Source organism: Streptomyces sp. GLSS-08 (assembly GCF_056387915.1).
The window spans coordinates 1-15,193 of record NZ_JBWJAQ010000035.1 but is presented as its reverse complement, the minus strand read 5'-3'; the positions used below and the strand labels follow the sequence as shown (position 1 = coordinate 15,193).

At 68.0% G+C, this 15,193-nt stretch carries 14 protein-coding genes and 1 pseudogene; 7 read left to right on the top strand and 8 right to left on the bottom strand.

The window, feature by feature from the left end:
- Positions 1-320: 320 nt before the first annotated feature.
- Positions 321-458 (bottom strand): annotated as a pseudogene (locus tag AC0ZLC_RS33355) (AraC family transcriptional regulator); the annotation flags it as partial.
- A gap of 286 nt (positions 459-744) precedes the next feature.
- On the opposite strand from AC0ZLC_RS33355, the gene AC0ZLC_RS33350 reads away from it, so the two are divergent.
- Together AC0ZLC_RS33350 and AC0ZLC_RS33345 are read left to right on the top strand one after the other, a co-directional pair.
- The gene (locus AC0ZLC_RS33350) at positions 745-918 is read left to right on the top strand and encodes a hypothetical protein (RefSeq protein ID WP_476755672.1); all 174 of its coding nucleotides are present in this window, start codon (positions 745-747) and stop codon (positions 916-918) included.
- A 24-nt stretch (positions 919-942) separates the two neighbouring features.
- Positions 943-1,137, top strand: coding sequence for a hypothetical protein (locus AC0ZLC_RS33345; protein WP_476755671.1), 195 nt, complete (start codon positions 943-945; stop codon positions 1,135-1,137).
- A 75-nt stretch (positions 1,138-1,212) separates the two neighbouring features.
- On the opposite strand, the gene AC0ZLC_RS33340 is transcribed toward AC0ZLC_RS33345, so the two are convergent.
- Both AC0ZLC_RS33340 and AC0ZLC_RS33335 read right to left on the bottom strand, forming a co-directional pair.
- Entirely contained in the window at positions 1,213-1,794 is a 582-nt protein-coding gene (locus AC0ZLC_RS33340) for a class F sortase (protein ID WP_476755670.1), read from the bottom strand.
- 198 nt (positions 1,795-1,992) lie between these two features.
- Positions 1,993-2,478 (bottom strand): hypothetical protein, encoded by a 486-nt coding sequence (locus AC0ZLC_RS33335; protein ID WP_476755669.1) that lies wholly within the window; start codon positions 2,476-2,478, stop codon positions 1,993-1,995.
- A gap of 720 nt (positions 2,479-3,198) precedes the next feature.
- Here AC0ZLC_RS33335 and tap point away from each other — a divergent pair.
- From tap to tpg (AC0ZLC_RS33315), 4 genes are all read left to right on the top strand, one after another.
- Positions 3,199-5,454, top strand: a complete 2,256-nt coding sequence (gene tap / locus AC0ZLC_RS33330; protein ID WP_476755668.1) for a telomere-associated protein Tap — start codon at positions 3,199-3,201, stop codon at positions 5,452-5,454.
- A gap of 15 nt (positions 5,455-5,469) precedes the next feature.
- Positions 5,470-6,027 carry a telomere-protecting terminal protein Tpg gene (tpg, locus tag AC0ZLC_RS33325; protein WP_470180047.1) on the top strand — a complete coding sequence of 186 codons (558 nt, stop codon included), beginning with the start codon at positions 5,470-5,472 and terminating at the stop codon, positions 6,025-6,027.
- Between the two features lie 345 nt (positions 6,028-6,372).
- The gene (locus AC0ZLC_RS33320; protein WP_476755667.1) at positions 6,373-7,623 is read left to right on the top strand and encodes a hypothetical protein; all 1,251 of its coding nucleotides are present in this window, start codon (positions 6,373-6,375) and stop codon (positions 7,621-7,623) included.
- 132 nt (positions 7,624-7,755) lie between these two features.
- Positions 7,756-8,088 (top strand): telomere-protecting terminal protein Tpg, encoded by a 333-nt coding sequence (gene tpg, locus AC0ZLC_RS33315; protein WP_476755666.1) that lies wholly within the window; start codon positions 7,756-7,758, stop codon positions 8,086-8,088.
- 531 nt (positions 8,089-8,619) lie between these two features.
- Here the strand turns inward: tpg (AC0ZLC_RS33315) and AC0ZLC_RS33310 are convergent.
- From AC0ZLC_RS33310 to AC0ZLC_RS33290, 5 genes are all read right to left on the bottom strand, one after another.
- Positions 8,620-9,036: a hypothetical protein gene (locus tag AC0ZLC_RS33310; protein WP_476755665.1), complete on the bottom strand. Its 417-nt coding sequence runs from the start codon at positions 9,034-9,036 to the stop codon at positions 8,620-8,622.
- A 584-nt stretch (positions 9,037-9,620) separates the two neighbouring features.
- A complete protein-coding gene (locus tag AC0ZLC_RS33305; protein WP_476755664.1) occupies positions 9,621-10,061 on the bottom strand; it encodes a hypothetical protein in 441 nt (146 codons plus the stop codon).
- 198 nt (positions 10,062-10,259) lie between these two features.
- Positions 10,260-10,703: a hypothetical protein gene (locus tag AC0ZLC_RS33300; protein WP_476755663.1), complete on the bottom strand. Its 444-nt coding sequence runs from the start codon at positions 10,701-10,703 to the stop codon at positions 10,260-10,262.
- A gap of 165 nt (positions 10,704-10,868) precedes the next feature.
- Positions 10,869-11,177: a hypothetical protein gene (locus AC0ZLC_RS33295; RefSeq protein ID WP_476755662.1), complete on the bottom strand. Its 309-nt coding sequence runs from the start codon at positions 11,175-11,177 to the stop codon at positions 10,869-10,871.
- 171 nt (positions 11,178-11,348) lie between these two features.
- Complete coding sequence (locus AC0ZLC_RS33290; RefSeq protein WP_476755661.1) at positions 11,349-13,868, bottom strand: helicase associated domain-containing protein; 2,520 nt, start codon at positions 13,866-13,868, stop codon at positions 11,349-11,351.
- Between the two features lie 341 nt (positions 13,869-14,209).
- Here AC0ZLC_RS33290 and AC0ZLC_RS33285 point away from each other — a divergent pair, with 341 nt between their 5' ends.
- Positions 14,210-14,668: a hypothetical protein gene (locus AC0ZLC_RS33285; RefSeq protein ID WP_476755660.1), complete on the top strand. Its 459-nt coding sequence runs from the start codon at positions 14,210-14,212 to the stop codon at positions 14,666-14,668.
- The last annotated feature ends 525 nt before the right edge of the window (positions 14,669-15,193 follow it).

Here is a 15,193-nt window from a genome sequence, read left to right as displayed (position 1 = left end):
GGCGCGCGAGGTTGCGGCGGCCAAGGCCTGACATACAGGTGCCTCCGGGGGAGTTGTCGGCAACCAAAGCACCAAGCGCGGTAGGCGACTTCGTGGGGTGGCTCCTTCAGGTCGGCTGCGCCAGGCCGAACTCGCGGTGGAGGAAAGCCGTCTCGCCTCCGACAGTTCGAAGTGGAACGCGAGCAGCGTGTGCACGACGCAGGATGGCACCATGACGACGACACTCGCCGCTGCCTGGGCACGAGTCCGAACGGCTTTGGACTCGCGTGCCCCCGCGACAGCACGGACCGTCCGGCCACCGGCGACCTTGCACAACATATCCCGATCTCCTCCGGTAAAGACCTGTCGAGGTAGCGCTCCTGACCGCCCGAGCGGCGCGGCGGGACCACCAGTCGGCGGGCCAGGGCCCCTGCCGCCTCGTTGCCGTGGTCCGTTCGCACGATGTGGAGAGAATCGTCTCAGGCACCCGGCATGTCAGCCAAGTTGTACAACGCCCACTGAACCGCTCCGAATCGATGGAGGCCCGGGTGAGGCTTCGCACTGACAGCGGTGGGTACATCCGCAAGCATGGACGCCGGCGCATGGATATCGCTGATAGCTACGGGGATCGTCTTGCTCATCGGAGCAGGGCTCATCTGCTACGAGCATTGGGGATCCGGCGCGAACCAGAGCCGGGAGTATGACCTCGGTCCGGACAACACCAGCGGCGGAGGCGGAGGCGGCTGACGCCCAGAAGGGGCGCCGATGCAGGTTGAACCTATGGGAGGGCCAGGCAACCCCGACGCGGACGGCCAACAGCAGCCGCGCACCGAGTCGTGCACGGTGACCCTCACCCTGCACACCGCAGACGCGGGCGAACTGGCCGGCAAACAGGTCAGCAACATCAAGGAAGCCGGCACCGACCGCGAAGTCGGCTGAACGGAAGCCCTGGAACTACACTCGGTGCGCGGCACGACAGCCACGTTCGTCGCAGCCACCAGTCATCCGACCAACCGCTCGGACACTTCGTTGCAGTGCGAGAGCGGTCACCTGTACGTGGTCCAGCTGACCGATGCCGACACCATCAGCCTCGGTGACGAGGGCAGCCAGTCCGCCGGTGCACCCACGGTCCTGCACCACAGCCGCGGCACATCCTGAGCGGCACCGCGGGGGAGGCGCGAGACGGCACCGGCGGCCGGCAGCGTGGGGAAGAGCGGTTGCCGACGGCCCGGCCTATGCCTTCTCGGTGAGGTGAGCGAAGACGACGAGGTTCTCGGTGTAGTCCTTCGCGGTGCCGTCGTATGCGCCGGCGCAGGTGATGAGCCGTGCGAGTGCCTTAGGGGTGTCGTCGTAGACGCGGCGATTCGGGAAGTCGTCCTTGCTGAAGCTTTCGACGGAGTCGACGACAAAGACGGCAGTGGTGCCGTCCGCACGCATGACCTCGAAGCTGTCTCCGGCGGTGAGTTCATGGAGCCGGGCGAACACCGCAGGGGCTGTGACGGTGTCAAGGTGCCCAGCGATGAGCGCGGTCCCCTGCTCGCCCGGCGAGATCCCGGCGGCATGCCAGCCCACCAGGTTGGTGTCGTTCGCCGGCGGCGCGCCGAGTGCGCCGGAAGGCCCGATCGCCAGGGGAGTGAAGGGCGCGTTCACCCCGATCTTCGGAATCTTCAGCCACGTGGGGGCCGATCTAGGCATCGTCACGCCGACCCCCGGGCGCGATGACTTCGTGGCGGACGACGAGGTGGGCTCTCGAGACGCGGACGAACCGGTCGCATCGTGGGTGAAGCTGTTCGGGCCCACCACGAATACGAGCACGAGCAGGACCAATGTCCAGAAGACGGCGGTTGCGACCCATCGCGCTCTACGCCGGGACAGACCCGCACCGGTGAGATCTGGTCGGGGCTTCACCAGGAACACCTTTCGAATTCGCGAGACGGGTTTGGAGGCCGGGCGAGGGGTGCCCGGACGTGAGGGCCGCCATCCAGAAGGGACGGCCCTCGCGTCCGGCCCGTCCTAGGCCGTCGTGCCGGCGGCCTTCTTGCGTCGATAGAGAACGAACGCGGCCGCCGCACCGACCAGCACGACCCCACCGGTCACGTTCGTGCCGTTGCTCGCGAGACCGCCTCCGCCGGTGTGCATGCCGCCCGTCGGCTTCTGGTGCTCGGGCTTCTGGTGTGTGTAGCCCTCCTCCTTCTGCTCGTCCTTGCTCCAGCCGTTGTCGTTGACCAGAGACAGAGCACCACCACCGGTGTGCATGCCGCCGTGCGGCTTGCCACCGTCCTCGTCGTGCTCCTTGGACCATCCGTCACCGTCGCTCAGGGACAGGGCGCCGGATCCGGTGTGCATGCCGCCGTGCGGCTTGTCGTGGTCCCACTCCTTACTGCGCGAGGAGTCGTCCTTGTCCCAGTCGCCTGCGGAGAGGGCATGGGCACCTGGTGTGGTGATCGCCAGGGCGGCAGCAGTCGCGGTGGCGGCAAAAAGAATGCGGGCAGAGCGCATCGATGGCTTCCTTCCGTCCCCTACGCCGGCCGACTCTTTTCGTCGGCTCTTCACGCGTAGCGACATGGCTTACCGTCAGCCGTCCATCGGTCGCGTGCCACTCGCGGTAGTGCATACGGGAAACGCCCCAGCAATGCGTGATCCGAATGGATGTCAGCGACCTTGCGGGCTGGTGCCCGGTGCGCGTCTCTCACGCATTTCACCGCCCGGTGCGTCCCACCTCGATGCCGTCGACGGCCGTCCTCGCAAGGGCCGGTCTTTCGTACGGCCCATCCGACGTACGGGCCGGCCCTCGATTTGCCCGGAACAGCGGCAGATCGGGTGCGGAGGACGTCCGCTCGCAGCCGGTCCGTGCGCGGTTGGTGGACGGAACGTCCGGCACCGCGTACGTCTCACCGACACTGTGGGCTGGGGGGGTGCCTCTATGTCTTTCGTCAAGCGAGGCGTGGGGTTCGGGGTGCCGGGGGCGGCCGCGACCACCCACGAGTGATGGTCGCACTCTGCCCGAATTGTCACGCGGTCAAAGCGCGCGGGCGGACCCGGAAGCAGCTCACCAAGATATTGCGCGGCGTCGCAGAGCGAGCACATGCGGCCGCGAACACCCTCTTGACCGAGACCGAGAAGTAGCTCCCCTCGGGCGCCGGTAGAGCGCGATTCGTACGGTCTACGTACGCACTTCGTACGGTTATTGAAGGTAGGGTGGCGCTCTGGAGGTGCTGCATGTCCGAGTTGTTTGATGCGGTGGATGCGCTGGTCGCATCTCGCTCGCCGTTGCCGCCTGCGGTGGAGCGTAAGCGGCTGCGTACCGCGCACGGTCTGACGTTGGATGAGGTTGCTGCGGCGTTGCAGGTGCGTCGGGCCACGGTGTCGGGCTGGGAGTCGTTGACGAAGCCGGTCGAGCCGCGGGGCCGGGAGCGTGAGGCGTATGCGCGGCTGCTGCGGCAACTCGCGGAGCTCTACCCCGCCCCGGAAGAGCCGGCCGCCCCGGCGCCCACCGCGGTCGCCGGCACGCCCGCCCCGGCAGCACCCGCGCCCGCCTCGGAGCAGGCGCGCCCAGTGCCCCCCAGTCCGGGACCGGAGGCTGCGGCCGGGACCGTAACTGAGCACCCCCAGCCACCTGTTGTCCCCGTCGCCCCGGCTTCGGAGGGTGCACCGCGTCCCTCGCGTGCTACCGGGGCGTCGTCGACATCGCGTCGTCCGCCCGCGCGGAAGGCGGCCCCGGCCGGGACCCCGACCGAGGGTGCCGACCCGCGGTTCGAGAACGGGCCGCTGGCGGTCGTCGACGTTGAGGACGGGCAGGTGATGGCGTACTGCACTGGCGGCCTGATCCTGGACGTGCCCGCCAAGTCCCTGCCGACCCTGGTGGACTGGACCCTGAAGGAAGCGAAGCTCGGCCAGCCGAGACTGTCCGGCCCCGGCAAGGACGGCGACCCGCTGCTCGTCCTCACCGAGGCCGCCCTGGAGCGCTACGGCCTGCCCGTCACCCTCGCCGACGACGAGCGCCTCGCCGGTCGGATCCCGGAGAGCCACAAGGTCGTCAAGCAGCTGGTGCGCGCCGAGTGGCAGCTGACGAAGCGCGGGTTCGGGCCGTGGGCGCGGATCTACCGCCCCGCGCAGGGCTCGGACCGTCAGTGCGTGCAGCTGTGCATTCCGTCGTGGCACGCGCTGGGCACCCGGCACTGGGGCGAGGTGGGGCAGCTGTCGCCGGCCGAACTGGCCCGCGTCCTAGGCGTGTTCGCCTCCCGGGTGATGACGCCCCGCGGATCGACGGCGGTGACCGGCCTGGAGCTGATGACCGCACTGCACCCTCCGACCAGGGCCTCCGAGCCGGACGCCGACGGCAAGCGCCACTCCGAGCACAACCCCGGATCCCTGGGCAGGGATCCGGTCGACCCGGCGCCGTGCGAGGCCCCCGACGGGCACCCGCTCCTCAAGGACCTGCCGCGCTTCCACGTCCGGGGTTCGGCGGAGAAGCTGTTCGAGGAGGCCTACGACTGGGCGCGGCCGATGACCGACGCCGAATGCATGCAGCGGCACCTGGTCGGCATCGACGTCAACATGGCCTTCGCCGCCGGCGCCAATGGCCTGATCGTCGGCCTGGGCGCACCGACGCACGTGACGGCGCCGGAGTTCGATGCGAAGCTGCCCGGATCGTGGCTGGTGGACCTCTCGCACGTCGCCCTGTCCCGGGTGAAGGTCGGCAAGGACAAGTGGGCAGACCTGGACGCGAGTCTGCTGCCCAGCCCGTTCACGCCGAAGGGAGACCGGCCCGAGGGCCCGGCCTGGTACGCGACACCGACTGTCGCCTACGCGCAGGAGCTCGGCTACGACGTCACGCCGGTCGAGGCCTGGTTGCGGTATGACAACGGCCGCTATCTGGATGGCTGGTACCAACGGCTGCGCGACGCGTACCTCGCCACGATGGCCGACCTCGGCGTCCACGCCGACCTCTCCCCGGCCGACTTCCTCACCGCGATGGACGGCTACAAGGACCGCGACCCGGAACTGGCGATCGTCGTCTCGGCCATCAAGGCCACGGTCAAGGGCGGCCTGGGCAAGCTGCGCGAGCGCCCGCGCGGGGAGGGCTGGAAGCCGGGCGAGCCGTGGCGGGCGCTGTCGCGTCCGACGTGGCGCCCGGACATCCGCGCGGCAGTCATCTCCCGCACCCGGATCAACCTGCACCGCAAGATCATCAAGCACGCCGCGTTCACCGGCCGGTACCCGGTCGCGGTCCTGTCCGACTGCGTCGTCTACGCCGCCGACGGGCCCTCCCCGCTGGACTTCCTGCCCTACCGCGACGGCAAGCCGCTGCCGGGCGGCTTCAAGCTCGGCGTCAACCCCGGCCTGGTCAAGCACGAAGGTACTCAGTCTGTGCTGTGGGGCGAGGAGGTTCGCGAGCGGTTCAACGCCCCGGAGCTCAACCTCGCCCGGTACATCAAGGACGGCACCGTCACCGACATCGACAACGGCGAGTAGGGGAGCAGGCAAGCGATGAGCATGTTCGGGGACGGCCTGGACAAGGCGGTGCAAAAGGCGTTCACCCGCCCCGCACCCAAGTCCGCGGGCCCGCAGATGCGGTACATGGTCAAGCAGCTCGGCGGCACGAAAGCGGTCGCCGAACTGCTCGGCATGTCCCAGCGGCAGGTGGAGCGGTACGTAGCGGGCACAGCCAAGAAGCCGCGCCCCGACCTCGCCGCCCGCCTGGAGCACGAGGTAATCAAGCGCTGGCAGCCGCAGATCCGGGCTAAGGCCCGCAAGAAGGCCACGACGACCGGCGGCATCGTCATCGACGCCCGCGCCCGCATGGGCTACACCGCGCCGATCGGCTCGACCGACCAGGACCGCATCCGGCACCTGACCGTCGCCCTGCCGCCCCGCTACGCTGCCCGCCTCTTCGACGCCCAAGCGGCCGGCGCAAGCGACACCGAACTCCAGGAGATCGCGGCCGAAGCCCTCAAGGAGGTCTACTTCCAGGACGGCGGCCGCCGCGCCGGCAGCCTGGAAGAGGTCCGGTTCACCGACGTCGAACACCTCGAGTTCGACCTGTAGCAGCCCGCCCCGAACAGGCCGCGAGCCCGGCCCAGTTGGTCCGGGCTCGCTTGCGTATCCGTGGGGGCTCGGATGTTCATGCACACGTGCCGTGTCCAACGACCGCGGCCTCCACCAGCCAACACCCGAGGTGAGTACCTAATCCTGATCCATGCATGACAAAACGCCTTCCAGGGGCGCGTGTAGAGATCGGGGATGCAGGTTGCACACGAACGTCCCGAGCTTCGTCGCCGACAAGCGCCTGCGGGACTACGGACAGTTGATCAGCCCATAATCGGAGTCAGTGCCGAGCGACCCGGCGCATCGCACCCGCCCCGGGTGCGCTCACCGCGATCGGAGAGCATCGTGAAGAACAGCGCGTTGTGGCGAGTGGTTGACAACGACAGTGGTAGCCAGTCCATCGTCAGCACGCCCTCCGAGGCGGTCGCGTTTGTCAACAGCCGCTTCGACACCGATGACGACGACGAGCCGTTCAGCATCACCGAGGTCGGTCCTCTCCTTCCGAAGCCGCTTGGGGTCATCACTGCATGGGCCGCCGAGAAGGACGGCGAGCGAACCGACGGACGTACTGCGCCGATCACCATCAGGCCGGTTGTGACGGACAACGCCAGCGAGTGCGAAGACGTCGTGCTCTGGGGCGACGTATATGTCTCCTGGGACCACGACATGTACACCGTCGAGGAGCCGGAGAGCTCCGAGTACAGCGAGGCTTACAGCGCAGCCGAGTTGAGCGCGATCCTCGACGAGTACGCCGACGACTACGAGTACGCGCCTGAAGGGCCTGAAGGGCCCGACAGCCACAGGTGGCCGAAACCGGAAGAGTTGATCACCTACGGCGCCCAGGAGTGTGCCAAGCGGTTCGGGCACCTCGACGACGACGCCCTGCTGTGGCTGGCCGCCACCCGCATCACGCTCGCGGTGTGGCGCAACACACCCGTCGAGAACTGGCATGCCGGGAAGAGTCCGCTGCACGACGGCACAATGATGCGGATCAACACGGCAACCACCCGACTCGTGCGCTCGATGCTGTCGTTCGACCATGTCGACTGGATCGCTGTCGGGCTCGCGATCGTCAACCCGTCTCGGGTTCTACCGACCGCGCAGTCTGTGCTCGAGCTTGGGCTGTCCTGCCACAACCCTGACGACCCGGCGCACGAGGTTGATCCGCGAGAAGAACTCGCGGAGATGGCACAGGTCGCGATCTCATGGGGGCGAAGGTACTGCCTTCACGAGAAGGAGTTCGGCCTGCGAACCCTGATCGAATCCTTCTGCGCGTCCGACAACGGCTGGTTCGGAGCTCCGAGTTGGGGGCGCATCGTCGATCGGTTCCTTACGGCTGTCGACGACCGGAAGAATGCGCACTGGCGCATGCACCGGGACAAGCCTTGGTTCGACGATTGGTTCACCAACCGCCCGGCCGACATTGCGGACACCACGGAATTTCGTCGGCTGCTCCATGCCGGGCCCGACCTGCTGTCCGAGGAGGCCGCCGAATGGTGCGTGGACGGTGCCATCGGCTACGTCTGCCCGGACGACCACGCAAACGGCTGCCCGCGGTGCGGTATCCCGCTGGCAACGGAGTCCTCAAACGAGTGACGGCAGTGGCCAGCGATTCTCAATCCCGCGCCAGTTCGGCCAGTCACATGACACCGCGACTGAGAAAATGACACGGGATCTGAGAACAGGAGAGCCTTTACCCGTCCCGCGCCGAAATCCGCAACAGCCCAGATGAAATTCCTCCTCACGCGGGCGCAGGGCTCGACCAAAGTCCTGACGGAGCGCCTGGGCATCTCACGCCGCACCATCGAGCGCTACCGCTCCGGAACGCTGAAGACCCCGCAAAAGCGTCTGCAGGCCGCCCTGGTCGAGGAGACTCAATGCAAGGGGAAACCGCAGGTCAGGGATCAGACTCGGAGAAAGGCGTCGACCTCCAGCAGGATGATGGTGGAGGTGACGGCCTACTTCGGGTTCATCGCCTCGGGCAGCTCCGACAACGGCCGTACACGCACCATCACCACCCCGATCTCGCCCACCTCCGTGCAGCAGATCCTGGACCTCTAGGAGGCCGGAGCGACGGAGGAAGACCTGCATCCCCTCGTCGTGGAGGCCATCACCGAGTCGTATTTCACTGAGTGGGGCACTCGCGCCCATGGTATGCGTGCGGATTTTTACGCACGTTCAAGCTGTGGATTTCCTGTTCTGACGCAGTCGAATTCCAGCCTGCTATAAAGAAATCCGGCGGGTAGCCTCAGAAGCGTTCTGGCGGCGGTCCGCTCTGATTTATCACCACGAATGCGAGGTCGAAGACGACCAGGATATGGCTGCCCGACGGCGGTACCCGCCGACCGCTCACCCTGCCCCGCCGTCACCGGGCCATGGACGCCGGCGCTGTTGCGGCGGCCCTCGAGGAAGCGCGGCTCGATGCCCGGCAGGCGTCCCGGCACGAGGACCCGGCCGACGACGTCCGGGGCCCGGCGGAGCTCGCGGACTGGGAGTTGTGTCCACCAGCTGCTCGCCGACGCCGTCCCGGGCACCGTCTACGACTCGACGACGTGTTCGGCGCGGCCCGCGCCCACTCATCGCCCAGTCTGCTCAGGCGTTGCCCCAGGCTTCGAGGAAGCGTGTGCGGTCGTCCGTCCGCCGGCTGGCGAGTAGAACGTGCCAGGCACTGGTCTCAGCGTCGCGCAGCCACAGCCGCCCCAGGTACCGACTTCCGCCGGTGAACGTGTCACGCGCCAATGCGTCACCGAGCACGTCGGCTACAGCGTCGCGCTGTTGGTCGGAGAGTTCTCCCAGAAAGCTGAGTACGCGGTCTGCGATGCCTCCCTCGTTGCTTTCAAGAATGCGCTCGAAGAACGGACCACCCGCGTTGCCGGGATCGATGTAGAGAGCGGCGTCACCTCCCGCCTGCCCCAAGGAACGCCAGAACTCAGCACCATCGGGCGTGCCTGGCAAGGGAAGCGCGGCAAAGAGGTCGGCCAGATGTCCGTTGGCCGCTTGCGAAGCCATCCGTGAGGAGCTCACCCCCCCAAGACAGCGCCCGTGCCTGCCGCATGAATGGGCGATGACCGGCCGTATCCAGACCACCGACGGCCTGAGCACCAAGAGACCGCATCGCGGGCGATGCCTGGTACCCGTCGAGCAGGCCGGGCCTGGACCTCAAAAGTTGGCGAGGCGTATGTCGTAGCATTCATCGCACATGTCCGCTTCCGGGACTATGTACCCGCCGTTCCCACACCACTCGCAGATCCCTTCCCAGTCGCTGCCGCACCCGAAGCAGATGTACGAGTCTGCGGCGGGATAGCCCAGGGTGCGCACCGGAACAATGGCCGAGGCGGCGCAGGCCGGGCAGGTGGCCAGGTCGTTGCCAGGATGGGCGGCGCGGCCACGGCCGGGGATCGGGCCGCGCTCAGCCGGTTGCGCGCCGCCCGGGCCGCCGCGCCCCGCCGCCGTCAGCGCGGCGGCGTCAGGTGAACATCGGCAGGGAGAAGTCCGGCTGCGGGCGATGTCAGCGTGCGGGGAGGACGGTCTCAGCGCCGCGGCCGCGTGGGGGCGGCGGGGTGCGGTGCGGGGGTGAGTCGCGCGGCGTATGGTCAGTCGTCGGAGCTCAGGCCGCTGGCGCGGGCGATGCCGTCCAGTTCGTTGTAGAGGGCCTGCTGCTCGGTGACGAAGTGACGGTGCGTTTCGCGCAACTCTTGCAGTTTCGCCGGGTAGTCGGCGGTGGAGGCTTCCACGATGGCGAAACCGGGCCTGCCGTGGGGGCCGGGCATCTCCACGAGTCGGTGGTCTATGCGGCCGGTCAGGAGAATCGCCAGGACCGTCGCGTACTCCCGCTGCACCTCATCGGTGAACTGTGAGGCGTCACCGACAGGGCCGGCCTGATGGCCCTCGGCTATCAGGTGCGCTGTCTCGTGCACGGCCTTGGCCAGGACGTCGTACTGCTCGGGGTCCATGCGGGCTTTGAGCGTCTGCATGTAGAGGGAGACGTTGTCGATCCTGCCGTCGTCTGAGCCGGAGTTGTCCGCGTCGTTCATCTCGACAGCCTGGCCCGGGAGCCGGCAGGCGTCCAGGCCCATACGCGGGGCGGCGCAGAGCGGTACAAGTACAAGTACCGGTATGGCGTCCAATCGGATCCGGCAGCCGGCCGTGGTGGACCGGGCCCGTCGAAGCGCTGTACAGGCTCAGGCGGGCATCGGTGCCGGCCGCAGCGACGCGAGCGGAGAGCGCCGGAGTCACCTCACGCTGATTGGTTCGGCCTCGTCGGCCAGGTCGGTCAGGATGTCGCTGATGCCCTCGATCAGCCCTGAGAAGTCCTTATCGCCCAGTCCTGCCCGCACGCACTCCACGACACGGCCGGCCCATTCCACCCGCGGGGCAAGGTGCAGGGCAGCGTCCAACCGCTTGTGGGCATCGAGCTCCCGGAAGATGAAGTGCAGGAAGCCAGCGGTCATCAGGGCGCCTGGGGCGGTGTATTGCCGGTGAGCCTCCGCCGCCGCCCGGACCAGGCCTTGGGCGTTGGCCGGGTCATACGTCTTCATCGCGGTTTCGAGCAGAGCCCACGCGCCTGCCAGGTGGGCATCCATTTGCCGACGCCGCCCTGGGACGGGCGGATTGCCGAACCGGCGCGCAACTTCCCCATGCAACTCTGCGCGATCGATGACGTCATTGAGGTCCATGCCCGTATCGCTATCCCGGCGGACAGCCGAGCGCATGAGACATAGCCGCAGGGCACGCCCCGTTCACCTCGATGGCGCAGTGCCGCGAGCGGAGCGCCCGGCCGGACAGGATGCTCCCCGAGCAGGCAGCGGTGGCACGACACCGACCGCGGCACTGCCGGCACCTCAGCGCTCGGCCTGCTCACGCAGGAAGCGGCGCTCCTTAATCCGTCGACGCACCTGCCACCAGCGGGCGGTGTAGGCAAGGTCTTCCCGGCAGACGTCCAGGAACGCATTCCGGGCGGCCACCACAGCATCGGCCTGCTGCTGGAAGCGGTCGGCGCTCTTCTCGTTCAAGTCCAGGTCGCCGGTCGCGGCAACAAGGGTCTCCGCGGCGGCGATGACGTGCACGCTGCCGCACAGCCGTACGCCCTGCAGCGCGCCGATGAGTTCGCTGCTGAGTTCCCATGCCTGGGGCAACTGGCCCAGCAGCATTTTGTTCGCCGCCCGCTCGTCCGCGCTCAGATCGGCACCGAAACCCCCCAGTACGTCCCAGGTGGGCCACCCAGCATCCGCACCTCTTCCCCGGCGGAACATGCACGGACGCCATCGGCGGGCCCAACTCGACCCGGCCTGCCCGGCACCCTGCGACCGAGACCACCACGGCTACGACCAGCGCATGTCGATCTTGGACAACTGCTCGATCCGTTCCGGTGACAGCGTCGCGGCCCTGCTGCGCTGGTTGCCGATCCAGGCGCCCAGCTTGAGCTCCCGCTCCTCCTGGTCGTCGCCGCCGACGATCCGTTCGATGTGCTTGCGCGGCACCTGAAGGTGGCCTTCGCGCTGGTAGTACTGTTTGGCGGCCTCGTAGTTCATCGACCATTTGTCGGCCTGCGTGCGGCGCTTGGGCTTCTCGTCCTCGGTCGCGGGTGTGATCCCGAGGACTTGCTCGCACATCCACTGTTGTACGCCCGTGAGCTGGTCCCACCCGAGCCGCACCGACTGCACCCACCGCCCCAGATCCTCGCCCTGGCGCAGGACCTCGCCCGCCGTGGTGGGCAGCGCCTCGCCCGCGTCCAGGTGCATCCGCACAAGGTGGAAACACCGCTGCCACGTCACCGGCCAGGCCGGGCACCAGGACGCGTCGATCTCTTCGAGCTGTTCGCGCCGCTCATCCGACATCGCCCCGGCCGACTGGGCCGGCAGGCCCTCGGCACGCCGCTGCTCGATGTCCATCGCCTTCCGCGCGGCGGCCCGGGCGTTCTTCAGCCAGATACCCACCTTCGTGCCCTGGTAGGTGGCGTCCAGCGGGGCCAGGAGGTGCCCGTGTTCGGCGGCCCATCCGCGGGCGGCGGCCAGGCCTTCCTCCCATGCGACGTCGTAGTGAGACCAGACCATGCCCAGCTTCTCCAGCTGCTCGACACGGTCCTGGTCCATGTCCCCGCGGGTGTAGAACCTGCGCGCGTCGGCGGTCCACTGGCCCAGCGGGAACCCGGCGAGCGAGGCCGGCCACCCCTCCCTTTCCGCCTCTTGGTCGTCGACGGCAGGCACGCGGAACGTGAACGGCACCTTCAAGTCGCCGTGCTCGCGGGCGTAGATGACGGCCGCCTCCACGCCGCGCCGCCAGTGCTCGTGCTCCGGGTTGAGGACCCGCAGGTTGATGAACGCTGCCAGCTGCGCGGGGTCGCGCGGTGTGCTGAACTTCAGCAGTTCTCTGGCCGGCACCGAGAGTCGGTCGCTTCGGTCGCTCTCGGCTCCCTCGCCTTTCTCTCCGCTGCGGCTCTGCACCCCCCAGACACGGCTCCGTGCTTGTTGCTCGGCGAGTTGCTCGACGATGCGGGCATCGTGTGCGCGGAGTGCCTCGAGCAGTTTCGCCAGTCCGCCGTACGCCCGGGAGGTGAGCATGTTGTCCGCCGTCTCGCCGGGCCCGAGCAGCACCGGCACCACGAGCGAGGCCACCTTGCCCTCGCCGGGCTGTATCCGCAGCGCCCGGCCCACGGCCTGGACGAGGTCGGGCATCGAGCCGCGTACGTCCGCCCAGTACACGGAGTCACATTTTTTGGTGTCGACGCCCTCGCCCAAGACCTTCACCGAGCTCAGGAAGCACTTCTCCACGACGGTGCCGTCCGTGGCGATCCCGGCGGCGAACTCCCAAAGGAGCCGGCGGCGGTGGAGCGGCTTGTGGTCGCCGCACAGCCAGCCCGCCCAGATCGTCTTGGGGTACAGCTCGGGATCGCTGGCGTGCAGCTGCGCGGCGACGTCCGGGAGGGCGGCCGCGAACGCCTCGGCTTCCTTGACGACGTGGTGGAAGACGAGCGTGCGCCGGAAGTTCTCCTCAGCGGACGCCTTCACCAGGGCGGTCTGCAGGGCGGCGAGCCGGGCCCCACGCACCTCTGCCGAGCGGCTTTCGGCGCCCAGGAGCTGCGCGGCCTGGAGCGCGGTGTCGGTGACGTCGACGCATACGACCTGGTAGGGGGCACAGATTCCCCGGTCGATGGCCTCCGAGAGGGTCAAGGTGAACGCCCTGCTGCCGAAGGGACCGGCGGGGTCGTCGTCCATGCTCGCGACCAGCTCGCCTGGTGCGCCTGCCTCGTCCTCGTCCCCGAGCTGCCACAGCCGGGGCGTGGCCGTCATGTAGAGGCGGCGCAGGGACGGGATCTTCTGGTTGTCGTGGACGACCGCCCACGGCTTCCCGATCCGGCCGGAAACCCGGTGGGCCTCGTCCACGACGATCAGGTCCCAAGCCGAAAGGCCGGCGGCGTGCGCCCGCTCCAGCGTGCCCAGACCGAGGCTTGCGTACGTGGCGTACACGGTCACCTTGTCCAGGCCGTGCGTCCACTCCACCAGCTCGTCCACGTCCGTGGTGTTGGGGAAGGACACCTCCTCGCCCCGCAGCGAGGACACCCCGATCATCGGCCCCCGGCGGCCTCCCTCACGCCACGCGGCCTCCGTCTGGACGAGCAGGTCCAGCGAGGGCACGAGCACCAGCACACGGCCCGCGTGGAGTTCCTCCGCGCTGCGGACCGCCACCCGGGTCTTCCCGGACCCGGTCGCCATGATCACCTGTGTCCGAAGCCCCCGTTCGGGTACAAGTGATCTTGCAGGCAATTCGAGTGCACGAAGAACGGCGTCCACGGCTTCTCGCTGGGCTGCCTCGCGCTGATCAGCGCGGTCTGTGCTCGACATACTCGTCTACCTTGTCCTTGGGATCGCCCGATCGACGTGACGGCAACCCCCCGTTAGAGCCCAACCCTTGAGACGTATGACGGAGCGACCCTGGTCTCCTTGCGGGAGGTGAATCTCAGGCGGCCGTGACAGGCCAACATCATCTTGATAAGGTTCGAGTCGCTTCAGAGGTGACACTCCTCAAGTCCAGAGTCTATCCGACTCCAAGATTGAAGCACTTCATTTCCGCATTCTTCCAGGAAGACCTGACAGGTAATTCCTGACTGCAGGCATGCGCGACCTATGGTGGGGAAGTTTCAGTGAGACGCGTTACTCGCATACTTCTGGCATTCGTTTCTGTGTTGGGTCTGGGGCTGGCCGGTAGTGGGGTGGCGCATGCGGCGCCCCAGCCCGGTGAGTCGGTTTGCTACAGAGCGTACGTCGCCAACTATGGCTGGCACTCCTTGGACTGGAAATGCCAGGGTGCGCAGGCCGGTTTCACTGGAAAGAACCTGCCCATTGAGAAGCTTCAGATAAAGATCACCGGCATGGGTGTCTTCTGCGCCAATGCACATATCAGGAACGTGGGCTGGCAGGGCTCGCGGTGCGCAAACAGCGGCATGGTGGTTGAGGTAGGAACCGAAGGCCAGGCGCTCGCTATGGAAGCAGTTGATGTCTATGCCGACTACCTCGGCGTCTGGGGCCGGGGGCACGTAACGAACAAGGGCTGGCTGCCTAATCAGGTTGCCGCCCCGACCATGAGGCTCGGCACCACCGGTGAGGTCCGCAATCTCGAGAGTATCGAAATGTGGATCGAGTAACCCACCGACCCTGGGCAGAGCGAAGCGGGCCCAGGGTCGGTGGGGCGGAGTCCTGCAGCTCCGGTAGCGCAGCGGACGGAGCATCATCAGGCGCCCCGCAGCGTCCCACGAGCTGGGGTGCTGCGGGGCCGGCCGTTTCGGCACCCCTACGTTTTGTGTGGCCCACTTCCGCCAAAGCTGCATGCTGCATCACCTGATGCAAGGTCACCGACCCCACCCTCTCCCCCTTGCCGCTCGGGCCGCAGGCCCGTTGGCGGACTCGCGCAGCGGGTCCGGCCTTTGGGGCGCGCAGCGCCCCGGGTGGCTGGAGCGCAGCGGAGGCCACCTCGCGGGGCCGCAGGCCCCGCAGCTCCGGGAGCGTAGCGGACGGAGCGTCACCGGCCTGGCGCAGCCAGGCCGGTGGGCTGATCGCGCAGCGATCAGCAGGCGCTCCCGCGGAGCGGGAGCGCAACACCCGCGCGCAGCGCGGGTGTTCGCTTGCACATCGCGCAGCGATGTGGTACCCGCGGAGCGGGTACCACATCG